This window comes from Frondihabitans australicus, from assembly GCF_003634555.1.
In the GTDB taxonomy this organism is placed as follows: Bacteria; Actinomycetota; Actinomycetes; order Actinomycetales; family Microbacteriaceae; genus Frondihabitans; species Frondihabitans australicus.
The window spans coordinates 1,924,972-1,945,904 of the sequence record NZ_RBKS01000001.1 but is presented as its reverse complement, the minus strand read 5'-3'; the positions used below and the strand labels follow the sequence as shown (position 1 = coordinate 1,945,904).

Annotated in this window: 21 protein-coding genes and 1 tRNA gene; 12 read left to right on the top strand and 10 right to left on the bottom strand. The window is 70.1% G+C overall.

What is annotated here, in order from left to right; genetic code table 11:
- Positions 1 to 10: 10 nt before the first annotated feature.
- The 9 genes from C8E83_RS09025 to C8E83_RS08985 all read left to right on the top strand — a co-directional run bounded on the left by C8E83_RS09025 (position 11) and on the right by C8E83_RS08985 (position 10,203).
- Positions 11 to 92, top strand: a tRNA-Leu gene (locus C8E83_RS09025).
- A gap of 45 nt (positions 93 to 137) precedes the next feature.
- Positions 138 to 1,259, top strand: coding sequence for a tRNA 2-thiouridine(34) synthase MnmA (gene mnmA / locus C8E83_RS09020; protein WP_121369541.1), 1,122 nt, complete (start codon positions 138 to 140; stop codon positions 1,257 to 1,259).
- Between the two features lie 9 nt (positions 1,260 to 1,268).
- Positions 1,269 to 3,584 carry an NAD-dependent DNA ligase LigA gene (gene ligA, locus C8E83_RS09015; protein WP_121369540.1) on the top strand — a complete coding sequence of 772 codons (2,316 nt, stop codon included), beginning with the start codon at positions 1,269 to 1,271 and terminating at the stop codon, positions 3,582 to 3,584.
- 221 nt (positions 3,585 to 3,805) lie between these two features.
- Positions 3,806 to 5,269, top strand: a complete 1,464-nt coding sequence (locus tag C8E83_RS09010; RefSeq protein ID WP_121369538.1) for an alpha/beta hydrolase — start codon at positions 3,806 to 3,808, stop codon at positions 5,267 to 5,269.
- 113 nt (positions 5,270 to 5,382) lie between these two features.
- Positions 5,383 to 5,682 carry an Asp-tRNA(Asn)/Glu-tRNA(Gln) amidotransferase subunit GatC gene (gene gatC / locus C8E83_RS09005; protein WP_121369537.1) on the top strand — a complete coding sequence of 100 codons (300 nt, stop codon included), beginning with the start codon at positions 5,383 to 5,385 and terminating at the stop codon, positions 5,680 to 5,682.
- Positions 5,679 to 7,223 (top strand): Asp-tRNA(Asn)/Glu-tRNA(Gln) amidotransferase subunit GatA, encoded by a 1,545-nt coding sequence (gatA, locus tag C8E83_RS09000; protein WP_121369535.1) that lies wholly within the window; start codon positions 5,679 to 5,681, stop codon positions 7,221 to 7,223. The genes gatC and gatA overlap by 4 nt, the downstream gene beginning before the upstream one ends.
- Positions 7,223 to 8,731 (top strand): Asp-tRNA(Asn)/Glu-tRNA(Gln) amidotransferase subunit GatB, encoded by a 1,509-nt coding sequence (gene gatB / locus C8E83_RS08995; protein ID WP_121369533.1) that lies wholly within the window; start codon positions 7,223 to 7,225, stop codon positions 8,729 to 8,731. Before gatA ends, gatB begins: the two co-directional genes overlap by 1 nt.
- Positions 8,732 to 8,840: 109 nt before the next feature.
- Positions 8,841 to 9,341, top strand: a complete 501-nt coding sequence (locus C8E83_RS08990; RefSeq protein WP_147430125.1) for a hypothetical protein — start codon at positions 8,841 to 8,843, stop codon at positions 9,339 to 9,341.
- A complete protein-coding gene (locus C8E83_RS08985) occupies positions 9,334 to 10,203 on the top strand; it encodes a DUF3097 domain-containing protein (RefSeq protein ID WP_121369530.1) in 870 nt (289 codons plus the stop codon). Before C8E83_RS08990 ends, C8E83_RS08985 begins: the two co-directional genes overlap by 8 nt.
- Before the next feature lie 44 nt (positions 10,204 to 10,247).
- Here the strand turns inward: C8E83_RS08985 and C8E83_RS08980 are convergent, their stop codons facing one another.
- The 4 genes from C8E83_RS08980 to C8E83_RS08965 all read right to left on the bottom strand — a co-directional run bounded on the left by C8E83_RS08980 (position 10,248) and on the right by C8E83_RS08965 (position 13,363).
- Positions 10,248 to 10,520, bottom strand: a complete 273-nt coding sequence (locus tag C8E83_RS08980) for a sigma factor-like helix-turn-helix DNA-binding protein (protein ID WP_121369528.1) — start codon at positions 10,518 to 10,520, stop codon at positions 10,248 to 10,250.
- A 67-nt stretch (positions 10,521 to 10,587) separates the two neighbouring features.
- On the bottom strand, positions 10,588 to 11,460 hold the full coding sequence (locus C8E83_RS08975) for a hypothetical protein (RefSeq protein ID WP_121369526.1): 873 nt from the start codon (positions 11,458 to 11,460) through the stop codon (positions 10,588 to 10,590).
- Positions 11,457 to 12,050: an RNA polymerase sigma factor gene (locus C8E83_RS08970; RefSeq protein WP_121369524.1), complete on the bottom strand. Its 594-nt coding sequence runs from the start codon at positions 12,048 to 12,050 to the stop codon at positions 11,457 to 11,459. Before C8E83_RS08970 ends, C8E83_RS08975 begins: the two co-directional genes overlap by 4 nt.
- An 83-nt stretch (positions 12,051 to 12,133) precedes the next feature.
- Positions 12,134 to 13,363, bottom strand: coding sequence for an SGNH/GDSL hydrolase family protein (locus C8E83_RS08965; RefSeq protein ID WP_121369522.1), 1,230 nt, complete (start codon positions 13,361 to 13,363; stop codon positions 12,134 to 12,136).
- Positions 13,364 to 13,649: 286 nt separating this feature from the next.
- Here C8E83_RS08965 and C8E83_RS08960 point away from each other — a divergent pair, with 286 nt between their 5' ends.
- From C8E83_RS08960 to C8E83_RS08950, 3 genes are read left to right on the top strand one after another with little or no spacing between them, the layout of a single operon-like run.
- Positions 13,650 to 14,210: a nucleoside deaminase gene (locus C8E83_RS08960; RefSeq protein WP_121369520.1), complete on the top strand. Its 561-nt coding sequence runs from the start codon at positions 13,650 to 13,652 to the stop codon at positions 14,208 to 14,210.
- A 36-nt stretch (positions 14,211 to 14,246) separates the two neighbouring features.
- On the top strand, positions 14,247 to 14,906 hold the full coding sequence (locus C8E83_RS08955) for a spermidine/putrescine ABC transporter substrate-binding protein (RefSeq protein ID WP_121369518.1): 660 nt from the start codon (positions 14,247 to 14,249) through the stop codon (positions 14,904 to 14,906).
- Entirely contained in the window at positions 14,906 to 15,304 is a 399-nt protein-coding gene (locus tag C8E83_RS08950; protein WP_121369517.1) for a DUF3054 domain-containing protein, read from the top strand. Before C8E83_RS08955 ends, C8E83_RS08950 begins: the two co-directional genes overlap by 1 nt.
- A gap of 124 nt (positions 15,305 to 15,428) precedes the next feature.
- On the opposite strand, the gene C8E83_RS08945 is transcribed toward C8E83_RS08950, so the two are convergent.
- The 6 genes from C8E83_RS08945 to C8E83_RS08920 all read right to left on the bottom strand — a co-directional run bounded on the left by C8E83_RS08945 (position 15,429) and on the right by C8E83_RS08920 (position 20,834).
- On the bottom strand, positions 15,429 to 15,680 hold the full coding sequence (locus C8E83_RS08945; RefSeq protein WP_121369515.1) for a hypothetical protein: 252 nt from the start codon (positions 15,678 to 15,680) through the stop codon (positions 15,429 to 15,431).
- A 127-nt stretch (positions 15,681 to 15,807) separates the two neighbouring features.
- Positions 15,808 to 16,131, bottom strand: a complete 324-nt coding sequence (locus tag C8E83_RS08940; protein ID WP_121369513.1) for a hypothetical protein — start codon at positions 16,129 to 16,131, stop codon at positions 15,808 to 15,810.
- Positions 16,131 to 17,342 carry a TNT domain-containing protein gene (locus C8E83_RS08935; protein ID WP_147430124.1) on the bottom strand — a complete coding sequence of 404 codons (1,212 nt, stop codon included), beginning with the start codon at positions 17,340 to 17,342 and terminating at the stop codon, positions 16,131 to 16,133. Before C8E83_RS08935 ends, C8E83_RS08940 begins: the two co-directional genes overlap by 1 nt.
- A 514-nt stretch (positions 17,343 to 17,856) precedes the next feature.
- A complete protein-coding gene (locus C8E83_RS08930; protein WP_121369509.1) occupies positions 17,857 to 18,177 on the bottom strand; it encodes a DUF7882 family protein in 321 nt (106 codons plus the stop codon).
- Between the two features lie 176 nt (positions 18,178 to 18,353).
- Complete coding sequence (locus C8E83_RS08925; RefSeq protein ID WP_121369507.1) at positions 18,354 to 19,145, bottom strand: NAD-dependent epimerase/dehydratase family protein; 792 nt, start codon at positions 19,143 to 19,145, stop codon at positions 18,354 to 18,356.
- 6 nt (positions 19,146 to 19,151) lie between these two features.
- Entirely contained in the window at positions 19,152 to 20,834 is a 1,683-nt protein-coding gene (locus C8E83_RS08920) for a long-chain-fatty-acid--CoA ligase (protein ID WP_121369506.1), read from the bottom strand.
- Positions 20,835 to 20,933: the final 99 nt, after the last annotated feature.

The window sequence follows — 20,933 nt, the reverse complement described above, 5'->3', positions numbered from 1 at the left end:
TGGCCTCGCCGCGGGAGTGGTGAAATTGGCAGACACGCAGGATTTAGGTTCCTGTGCTTTCGAGCGTGAGGGTTCAAGTCCCTTCTCCCGCACCCCTGTGACCAGCGCCTCCGCCGGGCCTGCTTACACTGGATGACATGAAGGTGCTGGCGGCGATGAGCGGCGGGGTCGACTCCGCGGTGGCGGCTGCGCGCGCGGTCGACGCGGGGCACGACGTGGTCGGGGTCCACCTCGCCCTGAGTCGGATGCCCGGCACGCTGCGCACCGGCAGCCGCGGCTGCTGCACCATCGAAGACTCGATGGACGCCCAGCGGGCCGCCAACATGATCGGCATCCCGTACTACGTGTGGGACTTCTCCGAGCGGTTCAAGCTCGACGTCGTCGACGACTTCGTGGCCGAGTACACCGCCGGCCGCACGCCGAACCCGTGCATGCGGTGCAACGAGAAGATCAAGTTCGCGGCCCTCCTGGAGAAGGCTCTCGCGCTCGGCTTCGACGCCGTGTGCACCGGCCACTACGCCTCGATCGTCACGGACGCCGACGGCAACCGCGAGCTGCACCGCGCGGCCGCGTTGGCCAAGGACCAGTCGTACGTGCTCGGCGTGCTCACCAGAGAGCAGATCGACCACTCGATGTTCCCTCTCGGCGCGACGCCGTCGAAGGCCGAGGTGCGAGCGGAGGCCGCCGAGCGCGGGTTCACGGTGGCGCAGAAGCCCGACAGCCACGACATCTGCTTCATCCCCGACGGCGACACCCGCGGCTGGCTCGCGGAGCGCGTCGGTGCGGAGCAGGGCGAGATCCTCGACCGCACGGGCGCCGTGATCGGGCAGCACGAGGGCGCGCACGCCTTCACGGTCGGCCAGCGCAAGGGCCTGAACATCGGGTTCCCCGCCGCCGACGGCAAGCCGCGCTTCGTCCTCGAGGTGCGCCCGAAGGACAACGCCGTCGTCGTCGGGCCGAAGGAGGCCCTCGACATCAGAGAGATCGCCGGCCAGAAGTTCTCCTGGGCGGGCCTCGCTCCGCAGGAGCCGACGGAGCCGTTCGACTGCGAGGTCCAGATCCGCGCCCACGCCGACCCGGTCGCGGCGGTCGCGCGCGTGTCGGTGGTCGACGGTAGAAATGAGTTGGTCATCACCCCTCGCGAGCCTCTGAACGGGGTCGCGCCGGGGCAGACCGCGGTGGTGTACGTCGGCACGAGGGTGCTGGGGCAGTGCACCATCGACCGCACAGTCAGTGCGGTCCCGATCCCCGCCCTTTAGGAGAACGCCATGGCCTCGACGCCGACAGACTTCGAGGCCGCGCGAGACGAGGTCGCCCGACTCACCGAGCGCATCAACGCGCTTCGCGACGAGTACTACGAGGGCAACGGCTCGACGGCCTCGGACGGCGAGTACGACGAGCTGGTGCATCGGCTCGCAGCTCTCGAGGGCGAGTTCCCCGAGCTCCTGTCGCCCGACAGCCCCACCCAGACCGTGGGCGGCCGGGCGGAGACCACGCAGTTCGCTCCCGTGCAGCACGCCGAGCGCATGCTCAGCCTCGACAACGTCTTCAGCTACGACGAGCTCGCCGAATGGGCGTCGAAGGTCGTCCGCGACGCCGGGGCGTCGAAGGTCCGCTGGCTCACCGAGCTCAAGATCGACGGGCTCGCCATCAACCTCCGCTACGAGAACGGCCGTCTCGTCACCGCGGCGACCCGCGGCGACGGCGTCGTCGGCGAAGACGTGACGGGCAACGTCCTGGCCATGGGGACGATCCCCGAGCGACTCGACGGCACCGGGCACCCGCCCCTGGTCGAGGTGCGCGGCGAGATCTTCTTCCCGGTCGCCGAGTTCGACTCCCTCAACGCGGCTCAGCGCGACGCGGGCGAGCGTGTGTTCGCCAACCCGCGCAACGCCGCGGCCGGCTCGCTCCGGCAGAAGCGCGAGGGGAAAAGCCCCGAGAAGCTCGCGCTCATGGAGCGCCGCCTGAAGAGCCTGCGGATGCTCGTGCACGGCATCGGCGCCTGGCCCGTGCCGGAACTCGAGGCGGCCGCCTCGGTGACGAGCCAGTCCGAGATCTACGGCCTCCTCGGCTCCTGGGGCCTGCCGATCTCCACGCACTTCCGAGTCTTCGACGAGGTCGCCGACGTCGAGAAGTTCATCACGCGCTACGGCGAGCAGCGTGCCAGCGTCGAGCACCAGATCGACGGCATCGTGATCAAGGTCGACGACCTCTCGCTGCACGACGAGCTCGGCGCGACCAGCCGCGCCCCGCGCTGGGCCACGGCCTTCAAGTACCCGCCGGAAGAGGTCAACACCAAGCTCCTCGACATCGTCGTCAGCGTCGGCCGCACCGGGCGGGCCACGCCGTTCGCGGTGATGGAGAAGGTCGAGGTCGCGGGCTCCGAGGTGCGGCAGGCGACGCTCCACAACCAGCAGGTCGTCAAGGCCAAGGGCGTCCTCATCGGCGACACCGTCGTGCTGCGCAAGGCCGGCGACGTGATCCCCGAGGTGCTCGGCCCGGTGGTCGAGCTGCGCGACGGGTCGGAGCGCGAGTTCGTCATGCCCGAGAACTGCCCCGAGTGCGGCACTCGGCTGGCTCCTGCGAAAGAGGGCGACATCGATCTGCGCTGCCCGAACAGCGAGAGCTGCCCCGCTCAGGTGCGCGGCCGGGTCGAGCACATCGCCTCGCGCGGCTCGCTCGACGTCGAGGGGCTCGGCGAGGTCGCGGCCGCGGCTCTCACGCAGCCGGAGGAGCCCAAGATCCCGCCGCTGCGGACCGAGGCGGGTTTGTTCGATCTCACGATGCGCGACATCTTCCCGGTGCGCGTGGTCGTGCGCGACTCCGAGACCGGCATGGTCAAGCTCGACGACGACGGCACGCCGAAGCTGGTCACGCCGTTCCGGCGGCGACGCAACAAGGCCGACGGGCCGTGGGATCCGAACGCCGAGGCCTTCGAGGGCGATGAGCACTCGGTGCCGTCGAAGACCGCGATCGAGATGCTGGCCAACCTCGAGAAGGCGAAGACGAGCCCGCTCTGGCGGATCCTCGTGGGCCTCAGTATCCGACACGTGGGGCCTGTCGCGGCGCGCGCCCTGGCCGACTGGTTCGGCTCGCTCAGCGCAATTCGGATAGCGTCGCGAGAAGAGTTGGCGGCCGTCGACGGCGTCGGCGGGATCATCGCAGACGCCCTCCTCGACTGGTTCGAGGTCGACTGGCATCGCGAGATCATCGACCGGTGGGAGGCGGCCGGGGTACAGTTCGCCACCCCCGGTCACCCGGGCCCCGGTGCCGCTGAAGCCGCGGGCGGGGTGCTCTCGGGCCTCACGGTCGTGGCCACCGGAAGCCTCGAGGGCTTCACGAGGGAGGGCGCCCAGGAGGCGATCCTCGCCGCCGGCGGGAAAGCCGGCAACAGCGTCAGCAAGAAGACCGACTTCGTGGCGGCAGGCCCGGGCGCCGGGTCGAAGTTGACGAAGGCGGAAGCACTCGGGGTACGAATCATCGACGCGGCCGAATTCGCGCTCCTCGTGACGGAGGGCCCGGGGGCCCTCGGCGCCCCCAGTGAGGGGGAGGAGGAGGTCCCCAAAGAGGGGGACGCCGAGTAGTGCGATCCCGATGAAATCGGGCCTGCTCTGGTCAACCGGTCTCACGGCAACCTAAACTCTGTGCTAGCGCATCGATCTCGTCTGTAGGGGTACGAGACCCGGGTGCGCTGCAAAGGGGATAGACCCGATTGCTGTTCTTCGCCGCAGCCATCCTGTATTCCTCGGTACACCTGTTGGGTGTCGCCGGGTCTGCACCTGCGCCTGCCCACGAGCCGGTCGCGGTGCCTCACGCACCCTCCGCGATCGTCGACACGGTCGCCGACTTCACGTCGACGGCGGGTGACTCCGTCGCTGCTCCCGCAGGCGATTCTCAGGCTTCCGGAGCCGACGTCATCACCCTCTCCGCACCCGTTCAGGGCGTGCCTCACCACTCGTCCGACCTGGCCGGATGTGCCGCCCTGGACGGCCGCGCGAGCTCGTCGACCCGAACGGGGGACTTCCGCCCGGCCGCCTGCCTGTCGCAGCTTTCTGAGGCCTCTGCCTCCCAGCTGAAGCGATTCGGCGCGTCGCTCCACGACGACGCTGCGGAGGACGTCGACTTCGCGACGGTCATCGGCGAGAAGGGCTCCGCGCAGGCGACGGCGAACTGGTGGTCGACTCTCACGACGACGCGCCGGCAGCAGCTGATCGACACGATGCCCGGGGTCGTCGGCAACCTCGAGGGCGTGCCCTACACCGTGCGCGACGTGGCGAACCGCCTCACGCTGACGACCACGATCAACGACCTCGAGCTGGAGCAGACGCGCGCGCAGTTCGGCCTCGTGTCGTTCGGCGACGAGGCGCGCCGCCTCACGATGCTGCAGCAGGTCTCGATCGCCCTCCAGCGCGGTCGCGAGGGCGACGACGCGACGCGGCAGCTGGTCTCGCTCGACACGGTCTTCCCGGGTCGCGCCGCGGTGTCGGTCGGCGACCTCGACACGGCCGACAACGTCAGCCTGATGGTGCCCGGCATGCTCTACACGGTGTCGAACCAGATCACGTACTGGACCGACCGCGCCGCCGACCTGCACAGCGAGCAGGAGCTCTACTCGAACGCCCTCGCCAGCCAGACGAACCGTCCGACGACCTCGGCGACCGTCGCCTGGATGGGCTACCGCACCCCCGATCTCACGAACGTCCTCAGCCTCACCCTCGCCCGCGCCGGTGCCGTGCACCTCGAAGACACGGTGCGCGGGCTCGACGCCGAGCGTCAGGCGGACCTGCCGCGGGTCAACGTCATCGCGCACTCCTACGGCTCCACGACCGCGACGATCGCGCTCTCCTCCGGGAAGATCCACGTCGACTCGCTCACCGTCCTCGGCTCGCCGGGCAGCGTGGTGCCCCGCGCCGACGACCTCGCCGTCACGCGCGGCAGCGTCTACGCCGCGGCGGCGGCCCTCGACCCGGTGGCCGGCAGCGGCGTCTTCGGCGTGGACCCCGGCGGCACGTCCTTCGGGGCGACGCTCCTGAACGTGGCGGGCGGCACTGACCCGTTCACGGAGCAGCACCTGGCCGCGACGTTCACGCACAACACCTACTTCATGCCCGGGTCGGAGTCGATCCGGAACCTGGCTCTGATCGGGATCGGGCAGGGGTCGCTGGCCGGTGGCCGTGCTCCTGCGCCCTCGGCCCCCGCAGGGTCGTCGGAGCCGAGCCTCGCCTACGTGCGACCGCAGGACGTCTACCGCGAGAGCCTCGCCGTCTGACGCACGCCGCGCGCCCCGACTCTCGGGCGACCGGCGGCGATGCTCAGCGATCGTGCGGCCCGCACCCGAATAGACTCGGCGGGTACCCCCGACAGAAACCGTGACGGAGCCGCATGTCTGAAATCACCAGGGAGCAGGTGGAGCACCTCGCTGGGCTCGCCCGCATCGCCCTGACCCCCGCCGAGATCGATCGCCTCACCGGCGAGCTGGGGCAGATCGTCGACAGCATCGCCAAGGTGTCCGAGGTCGCGGGTGCCGACGTGCCCGCCACGAGCCACCCGATCCCGCTCGTCAACGTGTTCCGCGACGACGTGGTCGGCGAGACGCTGACGCAGGAGCAAGCGCTCGCCGGCGCACCCGAGCATGACGGCACACGCTTCAAGGTCTCGGCGATCCTGGGAGAAGAGCAGTGACGCACGACCTGATCCACCTCAGCGCCGCCGACCTGGCCTCGAAGCTCGCCTCGCGCGAGGTCTCGAGCGTCGAGGTCACGAAGGCGCACCTCGACCGCATCGCGGGCGTCGACGGCGACGTCCACGCGTTCCTCCACGTCTCCGAGAACGCTCTGGCGGCGGCCGCGGCCATCGACGAGCGCCGTGCCGCGGGGGAGACCCTCGGCGAGCTGGCCGGCGTGCCGATCGCGATCAAGGACGTCCTCTGCACGCTCGACATGCCGTCGACGTCGGGCTCGAAGATCCTCGAGGGCTGGGTGCCGCCGTACGACGCGACCGTAGTCGCCAAGCTGCGGGCGGCGGACCTCGTGCCGCTCGGCAAGACCAACATGGACGAGTTCGCCATGGGCTCGTCGACCGAGTACTCCGCCTACGGGCCGACTCGCAACCCGTGGGACCTCGACCGGATCCCCGGCGGCTCGGGCGGCGGCTCGGCCGCGGCGGTCGCTGCCTTCGAGGCGCCGCTGGCCCTCGGATCCGACACGGGCGGCTCGATCCGTCAGCCCGGCGCGGTCACCGGCACCGTCGGCGTGAAGCCGACCTACGGGTCGGTGAGCCGCTACGGCGCCATCGCGCTCGCGTCGAGCCTCGACCAGGTCGGCCCGGTCTCTCGCACCGTGCTCGACTCCGCGCTCCTGCACGATGTCATCAAGGGCCACGACCGACGCGACTCGACCTCGCTGACCGACGACTGGCCGTCGTTCGCCGCCGCTGCGCGCGCCGGGCTCGCTCCCGACGCGCTCAAGGGCGTCAAGGTCGGCATCGTGCGCGAGCTCAACGGCGAGGGCTTCCAGCAGGGCGTCAAGGCCCGCTTCGCCGAGGCCGTTGCGACCCTCCAGGCCGCCGGAGCCGAGATCGTCGAGGTCTCCGCGCCCAGCTTCGAGTACGCCATCAGCGCGTACTACCTGATCCTGCCCGCCGAGGCGTCGTCGAACCTCGCGAAGTTCGACTCCGTGCGCTTCGGCCTCCGCGTCACGCCCGAGGGCGGCGGCACCGTCGAGGACGTCATGGCGGCCACCCGCGAGCAGGGCTTCGGCCCTGAGGTGAAGCGTCGCATCATCCTCGGCACCTACGCCCTCAGCGCCGGCTACTACGACGCGTACTACGGCTCGGCGCAGAAGGTCCGCACCCTCGTGCAGCGCGACTTCTCGCGGCTGTTCGACGAGGTCGACGTACTCATCTCGCCGTCCGCGCCCACGACGGCGTTCCCGATCGGCGAGAAGGTCGACGACCCGCTGGCGATGTACCTCAACGACCTCACGACGATCCCGGCGAACCTCGCCGGCATCCCAGGCCTCACGCTGCCGATGGGGCTCGCGGCCGAGGACGGCCTGCCGACCGGCCTCCAGCTGATGGCCCCGGCCCGCGAGGACGCCCGCCTGTACACCTACGGCGCCGCTCTGGAGCAGCTGTTCGAGGCCTCGTGGGGCCACAGCCTCATCTCGCAGGCTCCCCACCTCGAGTACTCCGAACAGACCGCCGCGACCGAAGGAGTGGTGTGATGGCCGCCCGCCCCGACCTCATGGACTTCGACAAGGCCCTCGAGCTGTTCGAGCCGGTGCTCGGCTTCGAGGTGCACGTCGAGCTCTCGACCAAGACCAAGATGTTCTCGGACGCCCCGAACTTCTTCGGCGGCGAGCCCAACACGAACATCACGCCGGTCGACCTGGGCCTTCCCGGCTCGCTGCCCGTCGTCAACGGCCAGGCCGTGAAGTACGCGATCAGCCTGGGCCTGGCCCTCGGCTGCTCGATCGCGCCCTCGTCGCGATTCGCGCGGAAGAACTACTTCTACCCCGACCTGGCGAAGAACTACCAGATCAGCCAGTCCGACGAGCCCATCGCGTTCGACGGCTCGGTCGAGGTCGAGCTCGCCGACGGCACCCTCTTCACGGTGCCCGTCGAGCGCGCCCACATGGAAGAGGACGCCGGCAAGCTCACGCACATCGGAGGCTCCACCGGCCGCATCCAGGGTGCGGAGTACTCGCTCGTCGACTACAACCGCGCGGGGGTGCCGCTGGTCGAGATCGTCACGCGGCCGATCTTCGGGGCCGAGCACCGGGCTCCTGAGCTCGGGGCCGCCTATGTCTCGACTATCCGCGACATCGTGCGCGCCCTCGGCATCTCTGAGGCCCGCATGGAGCGCGGCAACCTCCGCTGCGACGCCAACATCTCGCTGCGCCCTCGCGGGCAGGAGAAACTCGGCACCCGCACCGAGACGAAGAACGTCAACTCGTTCCGCAGCGTCGAGCGCGCCATCCGCTACGAGATCCAGCGTCAGGCGGCGATCCTCGCCGCAGGCGGCACGATCACGCAGGAGACCCGGCACTGGCACGAAGACACCGGCCGCACGAGCGCCGGTCGCCCGAAGAGCGACGCCGACGACTACCGCTACTTCCCCGAGCCCGACCTCGTGCCGGTCGAGCCGTCGCTCGAGCTGATCGACGAGCTCCGCGCCGCGCTGCCCGAGTCGCCCGTGGCCATGCGCCGGCGCCTCAAGGCCGAGTGGGGCTTCACCGACCTCGAATTCCAGGACGTCGTGAACTCCGGCCTCATCGGCGAGCTGGTCGACACGGTAGGCGCCGGAGCCGCGCCGCAGTCCGCCCGCAAGTGGTGGACCGGCGAGATCGCCCGTCTCGCGAACGCCGCCGGCCCCGACGTCGAGGCGTCGTCGCTGGTCTCGCCGCAGCACGTCGCCGAGCTGATCGCGCTCGTCGACTCGGGTGACCTCACCGACCGTCTGGCCCGCCAGGTGCTCGAGGGCGTCATCGCCGGCGAGGGTGCTCCCGCCGAGGTCGTCGAGGCGCGCGGGCTCAAGGTCGTCTCCGACGACGGCGCGCTCATCGCCGCCATCGACGAGGCGCTCGCTCAGCAGCCCGACGTGCTCGAGAAGATCCGCGACGGCAAGGTCCAGGCCGCCGGCGCGGTCATCGGCGCCGTCATGAAGGCGATGCGCGGCCAGGCCGACGCAGCCCGCGTGCGCGAGCTCGTCCTCGAGAGAGCGCAGGCCTGATCTGAGCTCCCGTACCGCCTCCCGTCTCGGGCCCACCGGCGCCGCCTACTGGCTGTCGCCGCTGCTGCCGCTCGCGATCGGCCTCGTCGTCTACCTGGGGGCGGTGCTGGTGGCGTCGAAGGCTCTGCCCCTGCACACGATCGTGATCTGGCAGTCGGCCGGCCACAAGGCCCTCGCGGCGTCGCGCAGCGACTTCGAGGTGGGCGTGCTGGTGACCGGCGCCGTCGTCCTGTTCGCCTACCTCGTCGCCGCGGCCCTCATGGCAGTGGTGCCGACGCGGCACGTGCTCGTGCCTCACGCCGCGTTCTGGAAGGCCGCCGAGAACCGCGCCGAGATGCGCCGGCGGTACGCCGTGTACCTCGGCCGCGCGTTCTGCTTCACGTACCTGTTCATCGCAGCCGAGATCGTCGTCGCGATCGTGTCCCAGCACAACCGCGCCCTCGAGGTGTCGTGGCTGCCGACGGTCGTCTCGCTCGTCTACGTCGTGCTCCTGCTGATCTACTCGGTGTGGGTCTTCGCCGACGGCTTCCGCGTGCCGCGCCGCCCGTCGACCGGCGCCCCGCAGCGCGCGTCGGGAGGCAGCAGCCCCGGCGGTCGCGGTCGTGCCTAGCGGCCCGGGGGCCGGTTTCGGACCCGACCGATATGGCGACGACGTCCTGGCGAAGGGCTGGCGCGACGCCGGCCGCACGCAGGTGCGGGTCGTCGACGCGGTGCGCGATCTCGTCGTCGAGGAGACCACCACCGGCTTCACCGGGGCGATCGTCCGGGTCGAGGCCCAGACCGTCGAGCTCGTCGACTGGAAGGACCGCGTGCGGGCCTTTCCGCTGACGGGCTCGTTCTCGATCGACGGCGAGCCGGTCCGCCTGCAGTACCCGAAGGCCTCGGCTCCTGTCTCGCGCCTCCGGTCGGCGTCCGGCTCGTTCGCCGTCGAGGGCGCCAAGGCCCGCGTGGCGCTGCCGAGCCGCATCTTCGTCGAGGGCCGCCACGACGCCGAGCTCGTCGAGAAGGTCTGGGGCCACGACCTCCGCGTCGAGGGAGTCGCCGTCGAGTACCTCGAGGGCGTCGACCACCTCACGGACGTCCTCCGGGAGTTCCGCCCCAGCCCCTCGCGCAAGGTCGGCGTGCTCGTCGACCACCTCGTGCCCGGCTCCAAAGAGAGCAGGATCGCGAACTCGATCGCCCAGAGCCCCCTCGGCCGGGCCGTGCTCGTCGTGGGCCACCCCTACGTCGACGTGTGGCAGGCCGTGCGGCCCGAACGCCTCGGGATGAAGTCGTGGCCTCAGGTGCCTCGCTCGATCGAGTGGAAGCACGGCATCTGTGAGCACCTCGGCTGGCCGCACGAGGAGCAGGCGGACATCGCCCGGGCTTGGCAGCGGATCCTCGGGCAGGTGCGAGGCTTCGGCGATCTGGAGGCGGCGTTCCTCGGTCGGGTGGAGGAGCTGATCGACTTCGTGACGGCTCCCGCCGGGTAGGTGTCGGATCCTGCGCCCTGAGCCTCATCGGCCGCGCCCGGCCTTCAGCAGAGGGTGCGCAGGGTCTCGGTGACCACGTCGTCGGGGATGCCGGGTGCCGTGCTGCGCAGGCGACGCCGGGCCGCGGCGAGACGCTGCTCGACCGCGGCCGGCGTGAGCCCCAGCCCCACCGCCGCCTGAGCGGGTGTGAAGCCGGCGATGACGCGCAGGCCGAGGACGTCGCGGTCGTCTGGCGACAACCGCGCGAAGGCGGCGAAGACGCCGCCCGCGTCGACTCGTGGTGCAGTGACCTGCTGTGTTGCGAGAGCTGCGCTCATCGGTGTTCCCCCCGGAATGTTCCTCTTACTTCTACATGTCCGCTCGGGCGAAAAGGTTCCATCTCGGTCAGCAGTTCGCGCCGGTGTAGTCGACTGCCGTGATGTTCATCGTGAAGATGCGCCAGTCGGAGGGGGCGTACTCCTTGAGCATGAAGGTCATCCGGCCGCCGTCGACGGAGCTGCTCTGGAACGTGCGCACCCCCGGGGTGTCGCCGGCCGTCGGCACGTCGTTGATCTTCTGGAGGGCCGGGTAGGCCGCGAGAAGGCTCGCCTGCGAATCGCCCAGGCCGATCCCTTCGGCGGTCTGCGGCGATCCGGGAATGGGGCTCGCGCTGTCGTCCGAGGTGTAGCTGACGTGCACGTCGAACTCGTCCACCCCCGTTGTCTGCCCGACGATCACCTGGAGGTAGTAGGGCAGGTCGCTCGAGACCGAGTCGTCGTACTTGCCGTACAGGTACGACACGCCGCATCCGCCGTCTTCCATCCGCGTGAAACCCGCGCCCGTCAGCGTCTGCTCCGGCGAGCCGCCGAGCGTGACCGGGCCGAACGATGCGTACCCGACGGTCCAGGTGCGGGGATCGTTCGAGAACGACGGCACGGGCGTCGGCGTCGACTCGCCGGCGGGCAGGCCACTCGACGGCTCCGGTGCCGGTGACCCGGTGACGGGCGGGGCGACGGTCGCGGTCGGCGACGGCGCGGCGATGTGGGGCGCCTGATCGCCGCCGGGCGCGGAGCCCGGGAGGCCGTGCACGGCGAGGCCGACTCCGCCGGCGATGACGACGGCGGCCGCGGTGGCCATGGTGGCGATCAGGATCGGGCGACGGCGGCGCGTCGGCCGAGCGCTCGCGGGCGCGGCAGGGGCTGCGGCAGCGACCTGCGCGGTGAGCATGCGACGGATGGCGGCGCTGCGCTCGTCGTCGAAGGCGGGCTTGGAAGTCATGACTGGTCTCCTAGCGCGGCGAGGGCCGCCGCGTCGGTGAAAGAGTTCTTCGTGAGGTCCGCGAGTCGCTTCTTCGCCCGAGACAGGCGCGACTTCACGGTGCCGAGCGGCACCCCGAGGCCGTCGGCGGCCTGCTGCAGGGTGAACTCGTGGACGACGCAGAGCGTGAGGACGTCCTGGTCGGGCTTGGGCAGGCGGATGAACGCCTGCCGGACGATCGCGTCGCGGGATCCTGCGTCCATCGCATCGAGCACGACATCGGCGTGATCGGGCGTGGGCACGGCCTGAGGCAGCGAGGCCATCGCGGCACGGTGGCGCCGAGCGGCCCGGGTCGCGTTGCGTGAGACGTAGTTCGTGGTGACGAGAAGCCAGGGCAGGATCGAGGAGTCGACCACGCGCACGCTGCCCCTCTTGCGCCAGGCCTCGAGGAACACGAGGGCTGTGACGTCCTCGGCGTCGTGCGGCGTGCGGACGAGGCGGAGCGCCTGCCCGAAGACGCGGTCGCGGTGGCGGTCGAAGAGCGACCCGAAGGCCTCGGGATCGCCGTCGCGGGCGCGAGCCCAGACGTCGATCTCGTCGTCGGTGATCATGTGATGCTTCCCCCTGATGAGCGGTGCTTATATCCACTCATGTCCGGGGTGTGGCGAAAGGTTCCCGCGCCCATCAGCGTGGGTCAGGCGCCGGCGTCCGAGTCGCCGATGTCGGAGCCGCCGGTGTCGGTGCGGGCAGCCCGGCGGCGTCGGAAGACGGCGAGGAGCACGACGAACGCGGCGACCAGTGCTGCCAGGGCGACGATCCAGACGAGGCCGCGGAAGCCGGCTCCTGCGCCCTGATGCGACCCCGCAGAGGCGGTCGGGGTCGGCGAGGCCGTGGGCGTGAGCGCCTTCTCGACGGCCGGGGTCGCCTGCGAGGTGAGGTACGCGACGCCTCGGGAGTTCGGGTGGAGCGCGCCGGTCTGGAGCGAGATCGACTTGAAGTACTCGGAGGCGGTGAGCGAGATGCCCGAGATGTAGGAGCCGGTGGTCGCGCAGCCCGAGTGCGCCTCGCTGCCCGCGAGGGTCGAGACGTAGGTGACACCCGCCTTCGCCGCCTGCTCGGCGGTCACGCGGTCGAGCACGACCTGCACGCCGTGGAGGTAGGCGACGTCGGTAGCCGTGAACGGGAAGGCGTCCTTGGGGAATCCGTCGGCGAGCGACTCGGAGTCGACGAGAGGGCGGTAGCAGCCGGACTTCGGCGTGTTCGCGCGGTCGGGGAAGACCGCGGGGTAGCCGATGACGACCACTGCGGCGTTCGGCGCTCGGTGCTTGATCGCGCGGAACGTCGCGGCGAGGCCCTTCGCCGTCTTCGTCTCGATCGCCGACGTGAGTGCGTCGTGGCCTTTCGTCACGAACTCGCTCTTGCAGGTCGTGGTCGATGACGAGGCGCCGAAGATCGGGCCGTTCTTCGACAGGGCGATGCACGACTGCGCGGTCGAGAAGAGGCCGGAGTCGTTGCCGCCGATCGAGATGGTCACGAGGCGGGTGCGGGCCGACAGCGCGTCGATCTGAGGGGCGGCGCCGTTCTGCTTCGTGTCGATCACGTTCGCGGTCGTGGCGCCGGCGCAGGTGACGTCGGTGAGGCGGAGGCCGAGGGCTGCGGCGATGCGGTGCGGGTAGTCGAGGCCCGACTGGTCGCACGCGGCGACGGGTTGCTTCGTGAGGTGGCTGAGACCGTAGCCGGCGGCGTACGAGTCGCCGAGGGCGACGTACGCGAGTCCCGTGGTGGTCGGAGTGGGGCTCGCCGTCGTCGTGGCTGCAGTTGCCGGGGCTGCGGCGGCCGGGGCTGCGGCACCGATGCTCGAGGAGATGCCGAGGGCGAGCAGGATCGCGGCCCCCGCCGCTCGCAGAGTCGACCGCCCGAGCATCCGACAATCGTACGGGCGGCGCGGTGGCGCTTTCTGCGAGCGACCTGCGCGGCATTCTCCGGCCGCGCGGGGCGCGCGTGCGGAGGCACCCTTGTTTTCTGCGTGATTTCAGATGCCGTTGGATCTAATCGCGTTCGAAGTCCGTTTCGATCGGCGTTGGATCCAACCGTGCTCGAAGTTCGTTTCGATCGGCGTTGGATGCAGCCGGATGTGAAACCACGGAAAAAGCAACGTGTCACCCGACCGTCGGGTCCGCGCGATCGCCGGCTCCTGCCACGATGGAGGCATGACAACGGGCGACGCGAGCGCAACCGACGGCACGAACAGCACGAGTGACGAGCAGCCAGTGGCATCGACGGCACCCACGGAGCGCGACCTCGAGATCCTGCGCGAGACGATCGCGGTGTCGACGAGGTCGGTCGAGCACGGCAACCACCCGTTCGGCGCAGTCCTGGTCGACGCCTCGGGTGAGATCGTCCTCGAGGCGGAGAACACGGTGGTGACGGGCGATGACTGCACGGGTCATGCCGAGACGAACGTCGTGCGCGCCGCCTGGCAGAGGTTCGGCGGCGAAGCCCTGGCCGCCTACTCGCTGTACACGACCTGCGAGCCGTGCGCCATGTGCTCCGGCGCCATCTACTGGTCGGGCATCGGGCGCGTCGTCTACGCGGTGGCCGAGACCGAGCTGCTCGCGATGACGGGCGACCACGACGAGAACCCGACGATGTCGCTCGAGTGCCGCACGGTGCTGAACGGCGGCCAGCGCTCGATCGAGGTGGTCGGTCCCGTCGGCGGCGACGTGGCGCGGGATGCGAGGGCCGCGCACGGCGACTTCTGGGCGCGCTAGCCGCCCGCACGCACGACACGCCCGTACGATCGGGGTATGGCGGATTCGATCGAGGGGCGCGTGCGCACCGGTGTCGACGCCTTCCTGCGCTGGCTGCCGCGATGGGAGGTCGGCACCTCCCGCGCCCGCACCCGCGTCTGCCGCCTCTGCCTCGGCTCGCCCGTCGCCACCGCCGCAGGCTTCGACCACGACGTGCCTCACGCCGTCCAGCACGCGCTCCTCAGCCGCATGCGTCAGATCGTCGACGAGGCGGTCGACGAGTACACCGCCCGCAATCTGCCGATGGTGGCGCGCGAGCTCTCGAAGGGCGAGGCGCAGGAGCCGACGGGGTACCGCCCCGAGCAGGGCCTCCCTCCCGAGTTCCAGGGTCTCCCGCTCGACCCGGAGCCCGACCCCGAGCAGCCGTTCCTCTTCACCCTCGAGGAACTCGCCACCGAGGACCAGCGCGAGGCGCAGGCCCGGGCGGGCGCCCCGGATCCTGAACCCACCGTCTTCACCGAGGAGGCCAAGAAGGCTTTGAGCACCGAACTCGAACTCGCCGACGATCACGCCCGTCAGGTCGGCACGGCCGTCTGCCTGGCCCTGGTCGAGCACCGTCAGCGGATCGCCGACGCCATCGACCGGCTCGTCGAGCCGCAGATCGACGAGCTTCTCGCCGAGCTGTCGAAGGCCCTCGAGAACCCGAGGTCGCGCTGATGGTCTGGCTGTTCGATTCGCCGTTCGCTCGCTACGCCTGGTGGCCGTACCTCGTCGACCTCGCGTTCGTGCTGATTTTCGTGCTCATCGGCCGGTCGAGCCACGGCGAGAGCGACGGGCTGGCGGGCATCGGGCTGACGCTGTGGCCGTTCGCGGTGGGCACGATCATCGGCTGGCTGGGGCTCGTCGGGTTCCGCTGGGCGAACGCGTCGATCATCGGCGGCGGGCTGGTGTGGGTCGCGAGCGTCTTCATCGGGATGCTGCTGCGGGCCCAGACCGGTCAGGGGATCGCCGTGTCGTTCGTGATCGTGGCGTCGATCTTCCTCGGGCTGTTCCTCATCGGGTGGCGCGCTGTGGTCCGTGCCGTCGTGCGGCGGCGGGCTCGCGGGCGCGCGTAGCCGCCTCCGCGTCGTCCGTGCGGCGGGCTGTACGCGTCGTTTCGGGCTATACCCTTCGCCTAGGAGTGCCGCTGAGACCGGATCACCGCGGCTAGGAGTGAGTCGGGCCCTCGCCGAGACGGGATCACCTCGACTCGGCCGCGAGGTTGGCCTCGTACTCGGCGAGGAACTCGGGGGAGAGGTGCGCCCGGCACCAGCGGTCGATCGTGTCGAGGCTCGTCTTAATCGATTCAGGTTCCGCGCTCCGCGACACCGCGCGTCCGAAGAACTCCGTCGTGGAGAGCTGCCTCCCGACCCGAATCTCGACACCGAAGGCGCCGTAGCGGCCGTCGAGTCCGCACTCGAACTCAAAGGTCTCGTAGAGGACGCCGCCCACGGTGGGCTCGGGCCCGTCTTCCTAGGCGAATTGGATTCTTCGGCCGAAGTAGTCGACGACCAGCTCGTACAGGTCTTCACCGTTCATGCGGAGGCTCTCCGTGCTGGCGCGCTGCGCCACGAATGCGTCAGTGCTTGAGCGTCTCGATGGCCTCTGCACGAATCAGTTCCTTTTCGGACGGGGTGAGAAGTTCTGGCGCGACTTGGGATCGGATCATCCGCCAGACAAATGAACATGCCTCCTCCTCATCCGGAAAAGTGAAGCCGGCGTATGGCGCTGGAACGAGGCCGCCCCGCCCCGTACTCGCGAGGATCTTCGCACCGTGCGATCCAACGATGATGTTGTAGCCGACCTCGCCACTAACCCTCGACTCGGTCGTGTGTCGTGACACGAGTCGACCCACGTCGAGGCCGAGCCCCTGCACATGCTCTCGAAGGTCCGCGAAATTCATCAGGGCACCTCCTTCAAATAACCAGCGTTGACGAGGACTTGCATGCGCTTCGGGAAAAAGTACTGCTTGGCCATGCCCGGTTGCTCGAAATGAGGAGCGATCGGCCCCTCGAGCACATCCTTCCCCAGTGGCAGCACCACTCGATAGCGGGTGGTCACGAAGGCAGGCGAGAGTCGATCCGGTGGCAAGGATAGGGCTTCAAATGATGCTCCGGGCGTGGTCGCGAACGAGCCGTCGCGACCGACCGGGCTTATGCGTTCGATCACGTCTCCTGCTCTCAAGGTGTTCGGCTTGGCGGTACCAGGCACGAAACCATCGTGAGCTGGCCACGTCCATTCCGGAAAGCCATCGTCGGAGAAACCTGCAAAGTACTTGGCGAACCACTCTTCCTCCGAGAGTGGGCCAAACAAGCTATATGAAGCGGGTGCCGCCGAACTCCACGTTTGCATCTCCGCCCTGAGAGCCGAGAGCTTCTTGAAAGCGGCGCGGGCGGCGGCCGCCATACCGACGGACGTGCCGACGGCTCCGAGGGCGGCACCGCCCACGAAACCGTCCACCGCGGCAGACTCCAGGTCGCCACCGGGGTCGGTGACGAGGGAGACGCCGACGTTCGTGGCGGCACCGCCGGCACCCGTCACGACCGTGTCGCCGACGATCGTGACGATGCGAACGGTGACGGTCGACGAGAGCCGTGCGGCCTCGGCGATCCTGCCCGCTGACCCCGCCACCGTGCCGACGAGGCGCGATGCCTCGGCACCGAAGTCGGCGATGAAGCCCAGGATCCGGGCGACCGCCGCCGCCACCTCGCCGCCCGCCGCGAGACCTGCCGCGGCATCGGACAGCCCAGCCGTGACGATCGTGAGCCCGACGCCGACGAGAGCCGTGGCGCCCACCTGTTCCAGGAGCTCCTGCAGCACGCCCTCGGCCTGCCGGTGGACGTGCTCGATTCGATCCGCCAGATCGCGACACCCCGTAGCGAGCGCCGAGGCGGACTCGGCCAGGGCCGAGGCACCGGACGCCACGCGCTCGACGGTCGACCGGATCGCGGGCAGCTCAGGCGTGCGCGTGGTGTCGAGGGCCTGCAGGATCCGGGGCACGTCGCCCCCATGCACGGCCGCCAGCTCGTCGGCCAACGAGTGCCACGCCGAGGCGGACCGCCGCAGCGCACCCGTGTCGCCGTCGGGCCACAGGTCGCCGACGAAGTTCGCCACGAGCTCCCAGCCCGGGATGCCGCAGGCGCGGGATCCACCGGCGGCCGACGGTGGGGGCGCGGAACACGCCGGGCCCGGGAGCGACGGCACGCTGTGCCCCGGCGCGTGCCCGGAGCCGCCCGCCGAGAGGTGCTCCGCCGTGGCGTAGTTCAGCCCGGTCACGGCAAGCCCTGCTGAAACGTGCCCGAACGCCGTCTCGAGTGCGTCGAGGCCTGCCAGAAGCTCGGCGGCCGCGCCGTCATACGTCGACGCCCACGCGAGGCCGGATGGGTCGGAGCCCGCCATCCCCGCAGATGTCGCGAGCGCGCGAACCGCATCGGACGCGGCCGCGCTCACCGCGCGCGCCGCTGACGAAGCAGCCGCCGACGCCGCGACGAAGTCGTCGGGGTCGACGTCGAGGACGATGCCCGCCATGCCACCTCGCTCGCCGTCGAAGCGCCCCGAGTGGGCGCACGGCGACTAGGTTAGCGAGGCGTTATGCTTATTCCAAATCCGAATATCAGAATTCCAGCGGCTAGGGCTTCGCGCTGTTGTCGAGCGACGGCTCGTCGGTGAGCACGAGGCCGCTCGACGAGTTCGCCGACGCGGTGAGCTCCGCGAGCCAGGTGCGGCTGATCGACGGCACGCGGCCGCCGGAGTACTTGAAGTAGAGCGGGATGCCCGGGTCCATCCACAGGCTGGAGCGGCCGTCGCCGACCTTCTGAGGGTCGCGCCAGGAGAAGAAGAACGACTCGCGGCGTCGCAGCTTCGTCGCGATGACGATCTGCAGGTGCTCGAGGGTACGGTCTTCGAACTCGATCTCGATGGACGTGGAACCGTAGATGAGGGATCCCATGGAACTCCTTCGGGCGAACCGCTGCTTCTGGCCGCGGACCGGGCGTTTTGTGGCGAACCTGAGCGTACCCGAGGGGTCGCGCCTCAGCAGTATCCGGCACGACGGCGGCATCCGAAAGGCGTAGTGCGCGTCGACGGCGTCGGCGGCGCGAGACGACCCAGCACGTCGGCACACGCTCAGTCGTGGAGCGGGTAGCCCTCGTCGATCATCTCGCCGCCTTCGTACACGTCGCCCGACGGCACGCTGTCGATGACCCCATGAGCCTCGGCCCACGCCAGCGAGTCGTCCGACGGCGAGAACCCGATCGCGAGCCCCTCCGACAGGTCGAACCACCCGGGGAAGTTCCGCGACATGCCCCAGACGATGCGATGCCCGGGCTCGTCGAGCACCGCCACGGCCTCGACGAGCCGCGCGATGTCGCCGGGGGAGACCCAGGTCGCGAGCGGCCGGCCGGCCCGGGGCTCGTCGAAGAACGAGCCGATGCGCGCCGAGACGATCGTCATGCCGAAGCGGTCGGCGAAGAGGGAGCCGAGTGCTTCGAGGGCGACCTTCCCCACCCCGTAGTAGCTGTCGGGGCGGGGAGCGGGCACCGGGACGCCTGCCAGATCCTGCGCCCGGTTGTAGCCGACCGCATGGTTCGACGAGGCCAGCAGCACCCGTTGCACGCCGACACTGTGCGCGGCCTCGAGGCACTTCTGCGTGCCGTCGACATTGAGGCGCAGGATGTCGGCCCACTCCAGCCCGTCGGGATGCCCGGCCAGGTGCACCACGAGGTCGGCCCCGGCGAGAGCCTCGGCCAGCGGCGCCGGCTCGAGCACCGACACCTCGGCGAACGTCTCGCCTGAGCGCACCGCGTCACGCGGCGGCACGACGTCGAGGAGCACGATCTCGCGCCCCTCGCGCGCCAGCCGCGGACGGATCGCCGTCGCGATGGTCGACGACCCGCCCGTGATGACGATGCGCTGCACGGCGCGCTACTTCTTGGCCAGCAGCTGCTCTTTGACGCGGCGGCGGATCACCTTGCCGACCATCGACTTCGGCAGGTCGTTCACCACGACGATGCGGCGGGGCACCTTGTATGCGGCGAGGTTCTCGCGGGCGAACTCGCGGAGGGCCTCCTGGTCGAGCTCCATGCCCTTCTTCACCACCACCGCGGCGGTGACCTGCTCGGCGGTGTTCGTGCCGAGGCCGACCACGGCGACGTCCTCGACGGCCTCGAACTTGCGCAGGGTGTCTTCGACCTCGGAGGGACTCACGTTGAAGCCGCCCGAGATGATGAGGTCTTTGATGCGGTCGACGATCGAGACGAAGCCGTCGTCCGAGATGGTGACGATGTCGCCGGTGCGGAACCAGTCGTCGACGAAGACCTCGGCGGTCTCGTCGGGGCGGTTCCAGTAGCCCTGGAACACCTGCGGCCCGCGCACGATCAGCTCGCCGCGCTCGCCCCGCGGCACGTCGACCGTGGGGTTGTCGGGGTCGACGGCGCGGATCTCGGTCGACGGGAACGGCAGGCCGACGGTGCCGGCGCGTCGCTCGTTCGACACCGGGTTCGCCATGAGCACGGGCGAGGTCTCGCTGAGGCCGTAGCCCTCGATGAGCCAGCCGCCCGAGCGTTCCTCCCACGGCTCGACGACGCTCGCCGAGAGCGGCATCGCGCCCGAGATGGCGATCTCGATGCCCTTGAGCGAGACGCCGGCGTCGTCGGCGGCGCGCTGCAGGCGCTGGTAGATCGGCGGCACGGCGGGCAGGAACGTCGGCGGGTGCTTCTTCATCGCGGTGAGCACGAGGGACGGCTCGAACGCCGGGAACAGAACGAGGCGCGCGCCCATGCGCATCGCGAAGGTGAGGCAGAGCGTGAGCCCGTAGGCGTGGAACATCGGCAGGATCGCGTAGACGACCGTCGACCCCTCCTTGATCTGCGGGATCCACGCCTGGCACTGCGCCGCGTTCGACAGCAGGTTGCCGTGGGTGAGCATGGCGCCCTTGGGGCTGCCGGTCGTGCCGGAGGTGTACTGGATGAGCGCGAGGTCGTCGGTCTCGGGGCGCGGGAACGACGGGTCGATGCGCGCCTGGCTGACGATGTCCTCCCACCTCGTCGTGCCGGTCACCGTCGTCGTGAGGCGGTTGCGCGACTCGCGCGCCTTCTTGACCGGCAGCTTCAGCTGCAGCTGCATGACGAACGGCATCGCCTTCGTCACGTCGATCGACACGATGCCGTCGATCGGCACCTCGTCGGGGAACTTCTGGATCGTGGCCACCGTCTTGTCCCACGCGATGGCCCAGCGGGCGCCGTGGTCCTCGAACTGGTGCTGGAGCTCGCGGGGCGTGTAGAGCGGGTTGTGCTCGACGACGATCGCGCCGAGACGCAGCACCGCGTAGAAGGCCACCACGTGCTGCGGGCAGTTCGGCAGGATCAGCGCGACGGTGTCGCCCTTCTTCACGCCGAGCCGCCGCAGACCCTCGGCCGCCCTCTGGATCTGCTCGACCATCGACTCGTAGGTGGTCTCGGCGCCGAAGTACTCCAGCGCCACGGCCTTCGGGTACTTCTCCGCCGTCACGCGGACGAGGTCGATGAGGGAGCCCGAGACGGGATCGATGTCGTGCGGGATTCCGTCTGCGTAGCTGTCAAGCCAGGGACGTGCGCTGTCGATGGTCACGAGGCCACTCTAGTTTCTCCGGGCGGCGAGGGCCGGGCTCCTGCGACCTGAGGGGGTCTGTCGGTGCCTGTCTCGAGGGGAACAGCGGCGTCGGGGCGG